The sequence below is a fragment of the Bradyrhizobium sp. LVM 105 genome, from assembly GCF_003957705.1.
Lineage (GTDB): Bacteria > Pseudomonadota > Alphaproteobacteria > Rhizobiales > Xanthobacteraceae > Bradyrhizobium > Bradyrhizobium frederickii.
The window spans coordinates 49,701-63,126 of sequence record NZ_QZMV01000017.1 but is presented as its reverse complement, the minus strand read 5'-3'; the positions used below and the strand labels follow the sequence as shown (position 1 = coordinate 63,126).

Genomic DNA, 13,426 nt, shown 5'->3' with positions numbered 1-13,426 from the left:
CAGGCTGTCTCCGTGGACAAATCTCTGGATTGCTTCGCTTCGCTCGCAATGACGTGTGGCCGTCAGTGATTATCCCGCGCCACGCCAAATGTGCCGGCGACGTTCTGGTAGCGCGTGGCGAGCTCCATGCAGGCGCCGGTCGATTGCTGGCCGACGGTGTTGCGATAGATCTCCTGCCACGGCGTCTGGTTCGGCGGATGCTTGAAGCCGCCGCTGGCCTTCAGCTCGGCGTGGCGCTTCTTCAGCTCCTCGTCCGAGATCAGGATGTTGGCGCTGCCCTTGTTGAGGTCGATGCGGACCTTGTCGCCGGTCCTGAGGATCGCAAGGCCGCCATTGGCCGCGGCTTCCGGCGAGGCGTTCAGGATCGAGGGCGAGCCCGAGGTGCCGGACTGGCGGCCGTCGCCGATGCAGGGCAGGGACAGGATGCCGCGTTTGATCAGCGCCGCCGGCGGCTGCATGTTCACGACTTCGGCGCCGCCGGGATAGCCGATCGGGCCGGTGCCGCGGATGAACAGCACGCAGCGCTCGTCGATGTCGAGCGAGGGATCATCGATCCGCGCGTGATAGTCCTCCGGACCTTCGAACACGATGGCGCGGCCCTCGAAGGCGTTGAGGTCCTTCGGGTTGTTGAGATAGCGGTCGCGGAATTCCTTGGAGATCACGGAGGTCTTCATGATCGCGGAATCGAACAGATTGCCCTTCAGCACCAGGAAGCCGGCGTCCTTCACCAGCGGCTTGTCGTAGGCCCAGATCACGTCGTTGTCGGGCTTTGGCGCATTGGCGCAGTTCTCGCCGATGCCGCGGCCGTTGACCGTGACGGCGTCCTCATGGATGCGCTTGTGCTTCATCAATTCGCGCACCACGGCCGGCACGCCGCCGGCGCGGTGGAATTCCTCGCCGAGATAGAAGCCGGCCGGCTGCATGTTGACCAGGAGCGGCACGTCGTGGCCGACCTTCTGCCAGTCCTCGATCGTGAGCTCGACGCCGATGTGGCGGGCCAGCGCATTGATGTGGATCGGCGCGTTGGTCGAGCCGCCGATCGCCGAATTGATCACGATGCAGTTCTCGAACGCCTTGCGGGTCAGGATGTCCGAAGGCTTGAGGTCTTCCCAGACCATCTCGACGATGCGTTTTCCCGTCTCGTAGGCGATCTGGCCGCGCTCGCGATAGGGGGCGGGGATCGCCGCGCAGCCCGGCAGCGAGAAGCCGAGCGCTTCGGCGAGCCCGTTCATGGTCGAGGCGGTGCCCATGGTGTTGCAATGCCCGACCGAGGGCGCGGAGGAGGCCACGATCTCCATGAACTCTTCATAGTCGATCTCGCCCGCGGCGAGCCGCTCGCGCGACTTCCAGACGATGGTGCCGGAGCCGGTGCGCTCGCCGGCATGCCAGCCGTTCAGCATCGGGCCGCCCGACAGCACGATCGCGGGCAGGTTCACGGTCGCCGCCGCCATCATGCAGGCCGGCGTGGTCTTGTCGCAGCCGGTGGTGAGCACGACGCCGTCGAGCGGATAGCCGTAGAGGATCTCGACCAGGCCGAGATAGGCGAGGTTGCGGTCGAGCGCCGCGGTCGGGCGCTTGCCGGTCTCCTGGATCGGATGGGTCGGGAATTCCATCGCAATGCCGCCGGCCTCGCGGATGCCCTCGCGGACCCGATGGGCCAGCTCGATATGGTGGCGGTTGCAGGGCGAGAGGTCGTTGCCGGTCTGGGCGATGCCGATGATCGGCTTGCCGGATTGCAGCTCGGCGCGCGTGAGGCCGTAATTGAGGTAGCGCTCCATGTAGAGCGCGGTCATGCCCGGATTATGCGGGTTGTTGAACCATTCCTGCGAGCGAAGATGGCGTCGCGAGCCGTTGCCGGCGGGCGCGTGCCCATTGGTTGGTTTCTTTGTCATTGGTTTCTCCTGCAATGCAAACGCACCAGCGTCCGTCCCGGGGTCTCGGCTTGTGCGATGCCCAGCGGCGCGAATGATGGATCGCTGGCCCGCTGGCGGGTCGTTTCCTCACAAATCCGATACTAGTCATGAGCGCTTGGTAACGCTACCATTTTGTTCGCCGCAGCCGCGCCGGATACGGCCGGCCTGCTGTCCGAATGACGCGACGACGAGCTTTGCCGCTCGATCACCTTGAAGCCGAGATCGAGCACCGGCTGCGCTGGGCGGCGTCCGTCGATCGCCTCGATCAGCATGGTGGCGGCCGTGTTGCCCATCTCGTAGCGGTTGGTGCGCACGCTCGTGAGGGTGGGGACGGCGGACGCCATGAATTCGAGGTCGTTGAAGCCGACGATTGCGATCTGGTCGGGGACCGCGATCTCGCGGCGGCGGCATTCGAACAGCACGCCGAGCGCGAGGTCGTCATTGGCGCAGAACACCGCGTCGAGGTCGGGCTCCCGCGCCAGGAGATCGGCGAACAGGGCGCAGCCGAGCGTCACCGAGGTCGGTGTCGCAGTGGTGACGACGAGGCGCTGCTCGAACAATGCGGCGTCCTTCATGGCCGAGACATATCCGTCCAGCCGCCGCTGCACCCTGGGATCCATGCGCGCACCGATGAAGCCGATCTTGCGGCGGGCTTGGTCGAACAGGTGCGCAACCGCTGCGCGGGCCGCATCATAGTGCGAAAAGCCGATCATCATGTCGACCGGATCGGGGCCGATCTCCATGATCTGCACGATCGGGCAGTCGGCGGCCTCCAGCATCGCGCGCGATTCGGCGGTCTGGTCGATTCCGGTGACGATCAGCCCGGCCGGCTTCTGCGCGAGAAACAGGCGCAGCAGCTTCTCTTCCTGGAGAATGCTGTAGCGCGTGTTGGACAGCTGGATCGAGTAGCGGCTGCCTTCGGACGCATCGTAGATGCCGCGCAGCACGTCCGAGAACACGTTATTTGTAAGAGAGGGGATCAAGACACCGATGACCTCGGTGCGTTGCGAGGCCAGCGCGCGTGCCGCAAGGTTCGGGACGTAGCCGAGCTCCTTGGCCGCGCTCTCCACCCGCGTCCGCTTGGCGACCGAGAGGGCTTCCGGATTACGAAAGAAGCGGGACGCCGTAATCGGGCTGACGCCGGCAAGCTCGGCGACTTCCGCCAGCCGGATTTTGCCTGACTTGGTGCGTTTTCGACCCATTTGCTGCTCTTAACACAGTCAGTCCCGCAAACAAAGGAACGTTGACAGCGCTACCAGCAGCGACTAACCAAAGACAAATTGCCAAAACCGCACAAACTGCCGACAATGTTGCCCGCTACGGTCGGGCTTCGTTCGGCGAAGTCTGAAAAACAAGACGGTCGCGGCGCCAGGGGCGTCGTGGACTATCGAGGAGGGAGCTAGATGTCGTCTGTGCACATCCGCGACGTGCGGAAATCGTTCGGCAATTTTGAAGTCCTGCACGGCGTGACCGTACCGATCGAGGATGGACAGTTCGTCGTCCTGGTCGGCCCCTCCGGCTGCGGCAAGTCGACGCTTCTGCGCATGCTCGCCGGTCTCGAGAACATCACCTCCGGCACGATCTCGATCGGCGACCGCGTCGTCAACAATGTCCAGCCCAAGGAGCGGGACATTGCGATGGTGTTCCAGAACTACGCGCTCTATCCGCACATGACCGTTGCCGACAACATGGGCTTCTCGCTCAAGCTGCGGAATGCGAGCGCCGACGAGATCAACAAGCGCGTCAAGCGCGCCGCCGAGATCCTCGCTCTGGCGCCGCTGCTCGATCGCTACCCACGCCAGCTCTCCGGCGGCCAGCGCCAGCGCGTCGCGATGGGCCGCGCCATCGTGCGCGACCCGCAGGTCTTCCTGTTCGACGAGCCCTTGTCGAACCTCGACGCCAAGCTGCGCGTCGCCATGCGCACGGAGATCAAGGAGCTGCACCAGCGGCTGAAGACGACGACCGTCTACGTCACCCACGACCAGATCGAGGCCATGACCATGGCCGACAAGATCGTCGTCATGCATGACGGTATCGTCGAGCAGATGGGTACGCCGCTCGAGCTGTACGACAAGCCCGACAACCAGTTCGTCGCCGGCTTCATCGGCTCGCCCGCGATGAACTTCCTGAAGGGGCATGTGCGCGCCAACGGTGTCGCGACCTTCGAGGGGCCGAACGGCGTCAAGCTGCCGCTCAAGACCGCGCCCGCGGCGTCCGACGGCCGTCCTGCGGTGTACGGCGTGCGGCCCGAGCATTTCACCATCGCCGACGACGGCGCCGAAGCGGAGATCATCGTGGTCGAGCCGACCGGCTCGGAGACGCAGGTGTTCGCCAAGATCGGCGGCGAGCAGGTCGTCGCGGTCTTCCGCGAGCGTCACCAGTTCAATCCGGGCGACAAGATCCGGCTGAAGCCCGATCCGTCACTGGTGCACTTGTTCGACGAGGCGACGGGAAAACGCCTGAACGCGTAGTGTGAGTTTTACTTAAGACAATAAAAAGCATCACAGGGAGGACGACATGCAAGACTTTACCCGCCGGACGCTGCTTCAAGGCGGAACGGCACTGGCTGCGACCGGCATGCTCACCGGGCCGGCGCTGTTCGACTTCGCCAAGGCCTGGGCGCAGAGCGCGCCCTGGAAGCCGGAGGCGGGCGCCAAGCTGACCGTGATGCGCTGGAAGCGCTTCGTGCCTGCGGAAGACGATGCGTTCAACCAGATGGTGGCAGCGTTCAAGGCTGCGACCGGCACCGAGATGAACGTGTTCAGCGAATCCTTCGAGGACGTGCAGCCGAAGGCCTCGGTTGCGGCCAATACCGGCTCGGGGCTCGACCTTGCCTGGGGCCTGCACACGCTGCCGCAGCTGTTCCCGACCAAAGTGCTGAAGATGAACGACGTTGCCGATTATCTCGGCAAGAAATACGGCGGCTGGACCGATGCGGCCGCCAAGACCTGCATGCAGGGCAACGACTGGCTCGGCATCCCTGTCGCGACCAACGGCGGTTACATGACGTACCGCAAGTCGGCGCTCGACAAGGCCGGCTTCAAGGAGTTCCCGAAGGACTTCCCCGGCTTCCTCGAGATGTGCAAGGCGCTGAAGGCCAACAACACGCCGGCCGGCTTCGCGCTCGGGCATGCGTCGGGCGACGGCAATTCGTGGCTGCACTGGGTGCTGTGGGGCCACGGCGCCTACACGGTCGACCAGAACGACAAGATCGTCATCAACTCGCCGGAGACGGCGAAGGCGCTGGAGTACTGCAAGGCGCTGTATGACAACTTCATCCCGGGCACGGCGTCCTGGAACGATTCCTCCAACAACAAGGCGTTCCTCGCCGGCGAGCTCTATTGCACGGCCAACGGCATCTCGATCTACGTCGCCGCCAAGACCGATGCGAGCAAGAAGGAGCTCACCCAGGACACCTATCACGCGCTCTGGCCGGTCGGGCCGGTCGGCAAGCCGACCGAGCTGCAACTGGCGCTGCCGATTCTCGCCTTCAACTTCACCAAATATCCGAACGCGGCGAAGGCCTTCGTCGCCTTCATGCTGGAGAAGGAGAACTACGAGAAGTGGCTGGACGGCGCGCAGGGCTATCTGACCCAGACCCTGAACGCCTACGAGGCGGCGCCGATCTGGAAGGCCGATCCCAAGAACGAGGTGTTCTCGCAGGCCTCCAAGCGCACGCTGCCGGCCTCCGGCATCGGCACGGTCGGCGAAAAGGCGGCAACGGCCATCGCCGACTTCATCGTCGTCGACATGTTCGCCAATTACTGCACCGGCACCAAGGATGCGAAGGGCGCGATGGCGGAAGCCGAGCGCCAGCTGAAGCGCATCTATCGCTGAGGATCACGGAGCGGGCGGCAGTCGCGCCGCCCGCTCGTCAACATTTCGATCAGGGATATCGGGCATGGCTGATGTCGCAATTCCCCGGGCCAAGCCTCAGATGAGCGAGGGCGGCGCCTGGACCCAGCTTAAACACAACCGCAACTGGCTCGGCTTCTGGTTCATGGTGCCGGCCATGGCGTTCCTGATCTTCTTCCTGGCCTATCCGCTGGGGCTCGGTATCTGGCTGTCCTTCACCGACACCCGCATCGGCAGGGTCGGGCAATTCGTCGGCACCGAGAACTATGAGTGGCTGTGGGACGATTCCATCTTCTGGCTGTCGGTGTTCAACACGCTGCTCTACACCTTCGTCGCCAGTGCCCTCAAATTCGCGATCGGGCTCTATCTCGCGCTGCTGCTGAACGAGAACATGCCGTTCAAGGCGATGCTGCGCGCGATGGTCCTGATCCCCTTCATCGTGCCGACGGTGCTCTCCGCATTGGCGTTCTGGTGGATATTCGACTCTCAATTCTCCATCATCTCCTGGTCGCTGAAGCATCTCGGTGTGATCGACCAGAACATCAACTTCCTCGGCGACACGACCTGGGCACGCATTTGCGTGATCTTCGCCAATATCTGGCGCGGCGTGCCGTTCGTGGCGATCACGCTGCTCGCCGGCCTGCAGACGGTGTCGCCGTCGCTCTACGAAGCCGCGACGCTCGACGGCGCCACGCGCTGGCAGAATTTCCGCTACATCACCTATCCGCTGCTGACCCCGATCATCGCCGTCGTGATGACCTTCTCGGTGCTGTTCACCTTCACCGACTTCCAGCTGATCTGGGCGATGACTCGCGGCGGCCCGGTCAACGCCACCCATCTGATGGCGACGCTGTCCTATCAGCGCGCGATCATCGCCGGGCAGCTCGGCGAGGGCGCGGCGATCTCCAGCGCCATGATTCCGTTCCTGCTCGCTGCGATCATGGTGTCCTGGTTCGGCCTGCAGCGCCGCAAGTGGCAACAGGGAGAGAACAATGACTGATCTTCCTGCCTCCAAGGTCGATCTCAAGTCGGTGCTGTCGGCGTCCGCGCGCGTCGATAACAGCGAGGGCATGAGCTATCTGCAGTCGGTGCCGCGCCGGCTCGTGACGCTGTACCTGCCGCTCGCGATCATCGTCGTGGTCCTCCTGTTTCCGTTCTACTGGATGGCGCTGACCTCGGTGAAGCCGGACGAGCAGCTGCTCGACCTCGACAGGTACAACCCGTTCTGGACCTGGAATCCGACCTTCAAGCACTTCCACAAGCTGCTGTTCGAGAGCTATTATCCGTACTGGCTCTGGAACACGATGTACGTGGCGATCTGCGCCACCATTCTCTCGATCGTCGCATCGGTGTTTGCGGCCTACGCCATCGTACGGTTGCGTTACAAGGGCGCCAATCTCGTCGGCGGACTGATCTTCCTCGCCTATCTGGTGCCGCCCTCGATCCTGTTCATCCCGCTCGCCACCGTCGTGTTTCAGTACGGCCTGTTCGACTCGCCGCTGGCGCTGATCCTGACCTATCCGACCATCCTGATCCCGTTCTCGACCTGGCTCTTGATGGGCTATTTCAAGACCATCCCGTTCGAGCTCGAGGAATGTGCGCTGATCGACGGGGCGAGCCGCTGGCAGATCCTGATCAAGATCGTGCTGCCGCTCGCCATTCCCGGCCTGATCTCGGCCTTCATCTTCTGCTTCACACTGTGCTGGAACGAGTTCATTTACGCGTTGACGTTCCTGCAATCGACCAGCAACAAGACGGTGCCGGTCGCGATCGTCAACGAGTTCGTGGACGGCGACATCTACCGCTGGGGCTCGCTGATGGCGGGAGCCCTGGCCGGCTCGCTGCCGCTCGTCATCCTTTACGCCTTCTTCGTGGAGCATTATGTGTCCGCGATGACCGGCGCTGTGAAGGAATGACCGCCGGGCTGCTTAAGAGCGCGCCAGGAGCGGCGCGCTCCGGCCAATGACAAGGAGTTGAGCTCTTGCACATTCTGGTTCTGGGCGCCGCCGGCATGGTCGGCCGCAAACTCTGTGAACGGCTGCTCGGCGACGGTCGGCTCGGCAAGAGCGACATCACCAAACTGACCATGCATGACGTGGTCGAGCCGAAGAAGCCGGAGAAGGCCGGTTTCCCCGTCGAGACCGTGTCGGGCGATTTCGCCGTGCCGGGCGCGGCCGAAAAGCTGATCGCCGGCCGTCCCGACGTGATCTTCCATCTGGCTGCGATCGTTTCGGGCGAGGCCGAGCTCGATTTCGACAAGGGCTACCGCATCAATCTGGACGGCACGCGGATGCTGCTCGATGCCGTCAGGCTGGTTGGCGGCGGCTACAAGCCACGCGTGGTCTTCACGTCCTCGATCGCGGTGTTCGGCGCGCCGTTTCCGGATGCGATCGGCGACGAGTTCTTCCACACCCCGCTGCTCAGCTACGGCACCCAGAAGGCGATCGGCGAACTCCTGCTGGCCGATTATTCGCGCCGCGGCTTCCTCGACGGCATCGGCATCCGCCTGCCGACCATCTGCATCCGGCCCGGCCTGCCCAACAAGGCGGCCTCCGGCTTCTTCTCCAACATCCTGCGCGAGCCGCTGGCCGGCAAGGAAGCGGTGCTCCCGGTTTCCGAGGACGTCCGCCACTGGCACGCCACGCCGCGCTCGGCCGTCGGCTTCCTGCTCCATGCCGGCACCATGGATCTCGCCGCGGTCGGCCCGCGCCGCAACCTGACCATGCCGGGACTTTCGGCCACGGTCGGCGAGCAGATCGCGGCCCTGAAGCGCGTTGCCGGTGAGAAGGTCGCTGCCCGCATCAAGCGCGAGCCCGATCCCTTCATCGTCGGTATCGTCGGCGGCTGGCCGCGCAATTTCAACCCAAAGCGGGCGCTCGAGCTCGGCTTCACCACCGCCGAGAAGACCTTCGACGACATCATCCGAATTCACATCGAAGACGAGCTCGGCGGCAATTTCGTCGCCTGATCGCTGACTGAGCGGGTCCTGGTGATGGCGAGCGTTGCTTGCATCGGCGAATGCATGGTCGAGCTCCGGCAGGCCCAGGGCGGGGCGTCTGCCGGGCAGGGCGGCGGGCTTTATTCACGCGGCTTCGGCGGTGACACCCTCAACACCGCAGTCTATCTGGCGCGGCTCGAAATCAAGGTCGACTATCTCACCGCGCTCGGCGACGATGCCCTCAGCGACGAGATGATCGCGGCCTGGACGACGGAGGGCGTCGGCACGCGGCGTGTCGTTCGGCTGGCGGGCAAGCTGCCCGGCCTCTACATGATCCAGACGGATGCGAAGGGCGAGCGCCAGTTCTTTCACTGGCGCGACAGCGCGGCGGCGCGCCAGCTGATGAATCTGCCGGAGACCGACGAGCTGCTCAATTCGCTGATGAGCTACGACATCGTCTATCTCTCCGCGATCACGCTCTCGATCTACGATGCGCCGGGGCGCGAGCGCCTGTTCGCGGCGATCAAGCGCGCCCGCCTGCTCGGCACCCGCTTCGTGTTCGACACCAATTTCCGCGCGCGGGGATGGCCGGACCGCGACGTCGCGCGGGAGGTCTTTGCCGCAGCCTTCGCGACCGCCGACATCGTGCTGACCTCGACCGAGGACCTGCTCGCGCTCTATCCCGGCGAGAGCAACGACCAGCTGATGGCGCGCATCCCGGCCTCCGAGCTGGTATTCCGCCTCGCCGAGCCGGTCAGCCTGCTGCGCTTCCCCGGCGGCACGAGCGAGGTCCGCGCCGAACCGATGTCCAAGCCGGTTGTCGACACCACGGCGGCCGGCGACAGCTTTGCTGCCGCCTACATTGCCGCCCGGCTCGCGGGTTCCGATCCGGTCGAGGCTGCCCAGGCCGGGCATCGCCTCGCCAGCCTCGTGATCTGCTATCCCGGCGCCATCATTCCGGGCTATGCCATGCCGCCGAAGAAGCGGCACCGGCCGACGGCCCCGCGTCAAGCGACCAAGTGAATCGAGATCCCATGCCTACCACTGCCCAACAGAACCACCTCGTCGCGCTGTTCAGGGACGCGACCGTCATTCCCGTCCTCACCATCGAGCGTATCCAGGACGCCGTGCCGCTGGCGCGCGCGCTGGTCGCCGGCGGCGTCCGCACGCTGGAGGTGACCCTGCGCACGCCAGTCGCGATCGAGGCGGCGCGGGCGATGATGGCCGAAGTGCCCGAGGCGGTCGTCGGCATCGGCACGATCCTCAATCCGGCCGACTTCACCCGTGTCGAGAAGCTCGGCGTCGCGTTCGGCATCAGCCCGGGCCTGACCCCCGACCTTCTCAAGGCCGCCACCCATAGCTCCCTGCCGTTCGCGCCGGGCATCGCCACGGCGTCCGAGCTGATGATGGCGCTGGCGCACGGCTTCGACGTGGCAAAATTCTTCCCGGCCGAGCAGGCCGGCGGCATCAAGGGCCTGCGCTCGCTCGGCGGGCCGTTCCCGAACGTCCGGTTCTGCCCGACCGGTGGCATCGGCGAGGCCAATGCGGCGAGCTGGCTCGCCGAGCCCAACGTGGTCGCGGTTGGCGGTTCCTGGCTTTGCCCAACGGCGGAGATCAGGGCCGGGAACTGGGCCGGCATAACAGCCATCTGCCAGCGCACCCTGAAAGCCCTGAAAGCCGCGTGAAGTCTTGCCATCCCTGGGCTAAGACTTAGCTCAGGACAAGATCCCCAGGGAGAGAACATCATGACCGCCAGCATCGTCGGATGGGCGCATACGCCGTTCGGCAAGTTCGACACCGAAACCGTCGAAAGCCTCGTCACCCGCGTTGCCAATGAGGCGATGGCGGATGCCGGCATTTCGGCCGGCGATGTCGACGAGATCGTGCTCGGCCATTTCAACGCCGGCTTCTCGCCGCAGGATTTTACCGCCTCGCTGGTGCTCCAGGCCGATCCGAAGCTGCGCTTCAAGCCGGCGACCCGCGTCGAGAACGCCTGTGCCACGGGATCTGCCGCGGTGCATCAGGGCCTGCGCGCGATTGCCGCAGGCGCCGCCAAGATCGTGCTCGTCGTCGGCGTCGAGCAGATGACCCGCACCCCCAGCGCGGAGATCGGCAAGAACCTGCTCAAGGCCTCCTATCTGCCCGAGGACGGTGACACTGTCGGCGGCTTTGCCGGCGTGTTCGGCAAGATCGCCAGCTCCTACTTCCAGAAATACGGCGACCAGTCCGATGCGCTGGCGCTGATCGCGGCCAAGAACCACAAGAACGGCGTCGCCAATCCCTTCGCCCAGATGCGCAAGGATTTCGGCTTCGACTTCTGCCGCGCCGAGAGCGACAAGAACCCCTACGTCGCCGGCCCCCTGAAGCGCACCGACTGCTCGCTGGTGTCCGACGGCGCCGCGGCGCTGGTCTTGGCCGATGCCGAGACCGCCAAGGGCATGGCCAAGTCGATCGGCTTCCGCGCCACCGCGCACGCCCAGGACTTCCTGCCGATGAGCAAGCGCGACATCCTCCAGTTCGAGGGCTGCACCGTCGCCTGGCAGCGCGCTCTGGAGAAGGCGGGGGTGACGCTGTCCGATCTCTCCTTCGTCGAAACCCACGACTGCTTCACCGTCGCCGAGCTGATCGAGTACGAAGCGATGGGCCTGACACCGAAGGGGCAGGGCGCCCGCGCCATCAAGGAAGGCTGGACGCTCAAGGACGGCAAGCTGCCGGTCAACCCGTCCGGCGGTCTGAAGGCCAAGGGCCATCCGATCGGCGCCACCGGCGTCTCCATGCACGTGATGACCGCGATGCAGCTCGCAGGCCAGGCGCCCGAGGGCATGCAGCTCAACAATGCCAAGCTCGGCGGCATCTTCAACATGGGCGGGGCCGCGGTCGCCAACTACGTCTCCATCCTGGAGCCGCTGAAGTAGGCTTGTAGGGTGGGTTAGCCTGCGGCTGCGCGAAGCGCAGGTGCTGGCGTAACCCACCTCTTTTGTCTCCGCGGAGACAGAGTTGGTGGATTACGCCTGCGGCTAATCCACCCTACGACTTCTTTCTTGCGCTAGATCATGGTGGGCCCAAAGGGGGCCCTTAAAGCTCCTGATTGACTAGCAGGGAACGCATCATGAGCACTGAGTACGAAGACTCGCTGTCGATGGACGCACTCAACGATCGCATCGCGATCCTCGAGGACAATATCCGCCAGCTGATCGAGCAGGCCGCGGCCGCCTCGGGCGAGCAGAGCGAGTCGCGCATCGCCGACCGGATCAACCAGCAGAACGACGAACTCGACCGGCTGCTCAAGATCCGCGAATCCCGCCAGAAGAAATAGCGGCCGGTATCGCCGCGCGGCGCATGCGGCCATACGCCGGCCGCCCTTGCACGTGCGGCCTCGCTGCCTTTAGCTGGACCGAAATCGCGGGGCCGCGCCTTGAGCCCTGCGCAATCGGGAGCGAACGATGGGGCCGCTGAAGGGCATCAAGGTCATCGACATGACGACCGTGCTGATGGGGCCCTATGCGACCCAGATGCTCGGGGACTACGGGGCTGACGTCATCAAGGTGGAATCGCTCGACGGCGACGTCACCCGCCTGATCGGCCCGATGCGCCACGCCGGCATGGGCCCGGTATTCCTCAACACCAACCGCAGCAAGCGCTCGATCTGCCTCGATCTGAAGAAGCCTGCCGGCCGCGAGGCAGTGCTGCGGCTGCTCAAGGACGCCGACGTCCTCGTCTACAACGTCCGTCCGCAGGCAATGGCGCGGCTTCAGCTCGGCTACGATGTCGTGTCCGCCATCAATCCGCGCCTCGTCTATGCCGGCGTGTTCGGCTTCGGCCAGGACGGACCCTATGCCGCAAAGCCCGCCTATGACGACCTGATCCAGGGCGCCACGGCCCTGCCGGCGCTGATGGCGCAGACCGGCGACGGCGTGCCGCGCTACGTGCCGAACGCGCTGGTCGACCGCATCGTCGGTCTCACCGCCGTCGGTGCGATCTGCGCCAGCCTGGTGCACCGCGACCGCACCGGCCGCGGCCAGCGCGTCGACGTCCCGATGTTCGAGACCATGGCCGGCTTCGTCATGGGCGACCATATGGGCGGCCTCACTTACGAGCCGCCGCTCGACAAGGGCGGCTATGCCCGCCACCTCTCGCGCGACCGCAGGCCCTACAAGACCTCGGACGGCTATCTCAGCGTCATCGTCTACAACGACAAGCAGTGGGAGAACTTCTTCAAGGCGACGGCGCGCGACGACCTGCGCGCCGATCCCAAATTCGCGACCTTCGCGGGACGTGCCGCCAACATCGACGTCGTCTATGCCGAGCTCGCGCGCATCTTCGAGACGCGCAGCACGGCCGAATGGATCGAGCTGCTGACGAAGGCCGACGTGCCCGTGATGCCGATGCATGATCTTGCCTCGATCCTGCACGATCCGCATCTGGAGGCGACGAATTTCTTTCCGGTCGTAACCCATCCGACGGAAGGTCCGATCCGCAGCATGAAGGTGACGGCGACTTGGTCGGAGACCGACGCCGAGCCGGTGCGGCTGGCGCCGCGGCTGAACGAGCACGGCGCGGAGATTTTGCGCGAGCTCGGCTATTCCGCTGACGAGATCGCCGCCATGGTCCGCGATGGTGTGACGCGGTCGGCGCCGGAGTAGGGAATGACGATATGACAGCGACTCCCTCATCCGTCATTCCGGGGCGATGCGTCAGCATCGAACCCGGAATCTCGAGA

At 64.9% G+C, this 13,426-nt stretch carries 12 protein-coding genes; 10 read left to right on the top strand and 2 right to left on the bottom strand.

The annotated features are described in order from the left end of the window. Nucleotides 1–62 precede the first annotated feature (62 nt). Together D6B98_RS32760 and gntR are read right to left on the bottom strand one after the other, a co-directional pair. Nucleotides 63–1,892 (bottom strand): IlvD/Edd family dehydratase, encoded by a 1,830-nt coding sequence (locus D6B98_RS32760; RefSeq protein ID WP_126261154.1) that lies wholly within the window; start codon nucleotides 1,890–1,892, stop codon nucleotides 63–65. A 122-nt stretch (nucleotides 1,893–2,014) separates the two neighbouring features. Next, nucleotides 2,015–3,115 carry an HTH-type transcriptional regulator GntR gene (gntR, locus tag D6B98_RS32755; protein ID WP_126261153.1) on the bottom strand — a complete coding sequence of 367 codons (1,101 nt, stop codon included), beginning with the start codon at nucleotides 3,113–3,115 and terminating at the stop codon, nucleotides 2,015–2,017. Nucleotides 3,116–3,316: 201 nt separating this feature from the next. Between gntR and D6B98_RS32750 the strand changes: the two genes are divergently transcribed. The 10 genes from D6B98_RS32750 to D6B98_RS32705 all read left to right on the top strand — a co-directional run bounded on the left by D6B98_RS32750 (nucleotide 3,317) and on the right by D6B98_RS32705 (nucleotide 13,349). Further along, the gene (locus D6B98_RS32750) at nucleotides 3,317–4,384 is read left to right on the top strand and encodes an ABC transporter ATP-binding protein (RefSeq protein ID WP_126261152.1); all 1,068 of its coding nucleotides are present in this window, start codon (nucleotides 3,317–3,319) and stop codon (nucleotides 4,382–4,384) included. A 46-nt stretch (nucleotides 4,385–4,430) separates the two neighbouring features. After that, nucleotides 4,431–5,750, top strand: coding sequence for an ABC transporter substrate-binding protein (locus D6B98_RS32745; RefSeq protein ID WP_126261151.1), 1,320 nt, complete (start codon nucleotides 4,431–4,433; stop codon nucleotides 5,748–5,750). A gap of 100 nt (nucleotides 5,751–5,850) precedes the next feature. Beyond that, nucleotides 5,851–6,768 carry a carbohydrate ABC transporter permease gene (locus D6B98_RS32740; protein WP_164719031.1) on the top strand — a complete coding sequence of 306 codons (918 nt, stop codon included), beginning with the start codon at nucleotides 5,851–5,853 and terminating at the stop codon, nucleotides 6,766–6,768. After that, the gene (locus D6B98_RS32735; protein WP_126261149.1) at nucleotides 6,761–7,684 is read left to right on the top strand and encodes a carbohydrate ABC transporter permease; all 924 of its coding nucleotides are present in this window, start codon (nucleotides 6,761–6,763) and stop codon (nucleotides 7,682–7,684) included. The genes D6B98_RS32740 and D6B98_RS32735 overlap by 8 nt, the downstream gene beginning before the upstream one ends. Before the next feature lie 65 nt (nucleotides 7,685–7,749). Beyond that, nucleotides 7,750–8,736: a D-erythronate dehydrogenase gene (gene denD / locus D6B98_RS32730; RefSeq protein WP_126261148.1), complete on the top strand. Its 987-nt coding sequence runs from the start codon at nucleotides 7,750–7,752 to the stop codon at nucleotides 8,734–8,736. A gap of 24 nt (nucleotides 8,737–8,760) precedes the next feature. Further along, nucleotides 8,761–9,729: a sugar kinase gene (locus tag D6B98_RS32725; RefSeq protein ID WP_126261147.1), complete on the top strand. Its 969-nt coding sequence runs from the start codon at nucleotides 8,761–8,763 to the stop codon at nucleotides 9,727–9,729. An 11-nt stretch (nucleotides 9,730–9,740) separates the two neighbouring features. Beyond that, entirely contained in the window at nucleotides 9,741–10,391 is a 651-nt protein-coding gene (gene eda, locus D6B98_RS32720; RefSeq protein WP_126261146.1) for a bifunctional 4-hydroxy-2-oxoglutarate aldolase/2-dehydro-3-deoxy-phosphogluconate aldolase, read from the top strand. A 60-nt stretch (nucleotides 10,392–10,451) separates the two neighbouring features. Next, the gene (locus tag D6B98_RS32715) at nucleotides 10,452–11,621 is read left to right on the top strand and encodes an acetyl-CoA acetyltransferase (RefSeq protein ID WP_126261145.1); all 1,170 of its coding nucleotides are present in this window, start codon (nucleotides 10,452–10,454) and stop codon (nucleotides 11,619–11,621) included. Nucleotides 11,622–11,815: 194 nt separating this feature from the next. After that, on the top strand, nucleotides 11,816–12,022 hold the full coding sequence (locus D6B98_RS32710) for a hypothetical protein (RefSeq protein ID WP_126261144.1): 207 nt from the start codon (nucleotides 11,816–11,818) through the stop codon (nucleotides 12,020–12,022). 127 nt (nucleotides 12,023–12,149) lie between these two features. Further along, the gene (locus tag D6B98_RS32705; protein WP_126261143.1) at nucleotides 12,150–13,349 is read left to right on the top strand and encodes a CaiB/BaiF CoA transferase family protein; all 1,200 of its coding nucleotides are present in this window, start codon (nucleotides 12,150–12,152) and stop codon (nucleotides 13,347–13,349) included. The last annotated feature ends 77 nt before the right edge of the window (nucleotides 13,350–13,426 follow it).

Bases quoted from the DNA above. Each gene is read 5' to 3' on its own strand.
- D6B98_RS32760 (WP_126261154.1), bottom strand. From the start codon at position 1,892: ATGACAAAGAAACCAACCAATGGGCACGCGCCCGCCGGCAACGGCTCG.
- gntR (WP_126261153.1), bottom strand. From the start codon at position 3,115: ATGGGTCGAAAACGCACCAAGTCAGGCAAAATCCGGCTGGCGGAAGTC.
- D6B98_RS32750 (WP_126261152.1), top strand. From the start codon at position 3,317: ATGTCGTCTGTGCACATCCGCGACGTGCGGAAATCGTTCGGCAATTTT.
- D6B98_RS32745 (WP_126261151.1), top strand. From the start codon at position 4,431: ATGCAAGACTTTACCCGCCGGACGCTGCTTCAAGGCGGAACGGCACTG.
- D6B98_RS32740 (WP_164719031.1), top strand. From the start codon at position 5,851: ATGAGCGAGGGCGGCGCCTGGACCCAGCTTAAACACAACCGCAACTGG.
- D6B98_RS32735 (WP_126261149.1), top strand. From the start codon at position 6,761: ATGACTGATCTTCCTGCCTCCAAGGTCGATCTCAAGTCGGTGCTGTCG.
- D6B98_RS32725 (WP_126261147.1), top strand. From the start codon at position 8,761: ATGGCGAGCGTTGCTTGCATCGGCGAATGCATGGTCGAGCTCCGGCAG.
- eda (WP_126261146.1), top strand. From the start codon at position 9,741: ATGCCTACCACTGCCCAACAGAACCACCTCGTCGCGCTGTTCAGGGAC.
- D6B98_RS32715 (WP_126261145.1), top strand. From the start codon at position 10,452: ATGACCGCCAGCATCGTCGGATGGGCGCATACGCCGTTCGGCAAGTTC.
- D6B98_RS32710 (WP_126261144.1), top strand. From the start codon at position 11,816: ATGAGCACTGAGTACGAAGACTCGCTGTCGATGGACGCACTCAACGAT.
- D6B98_RS32705 (WP_126261143.1), top strand. From the start codon at position 12,150: ATGGGGCCGCTGAAGGGCATCAAGGTCATCGACATGACGACCGTGCTG.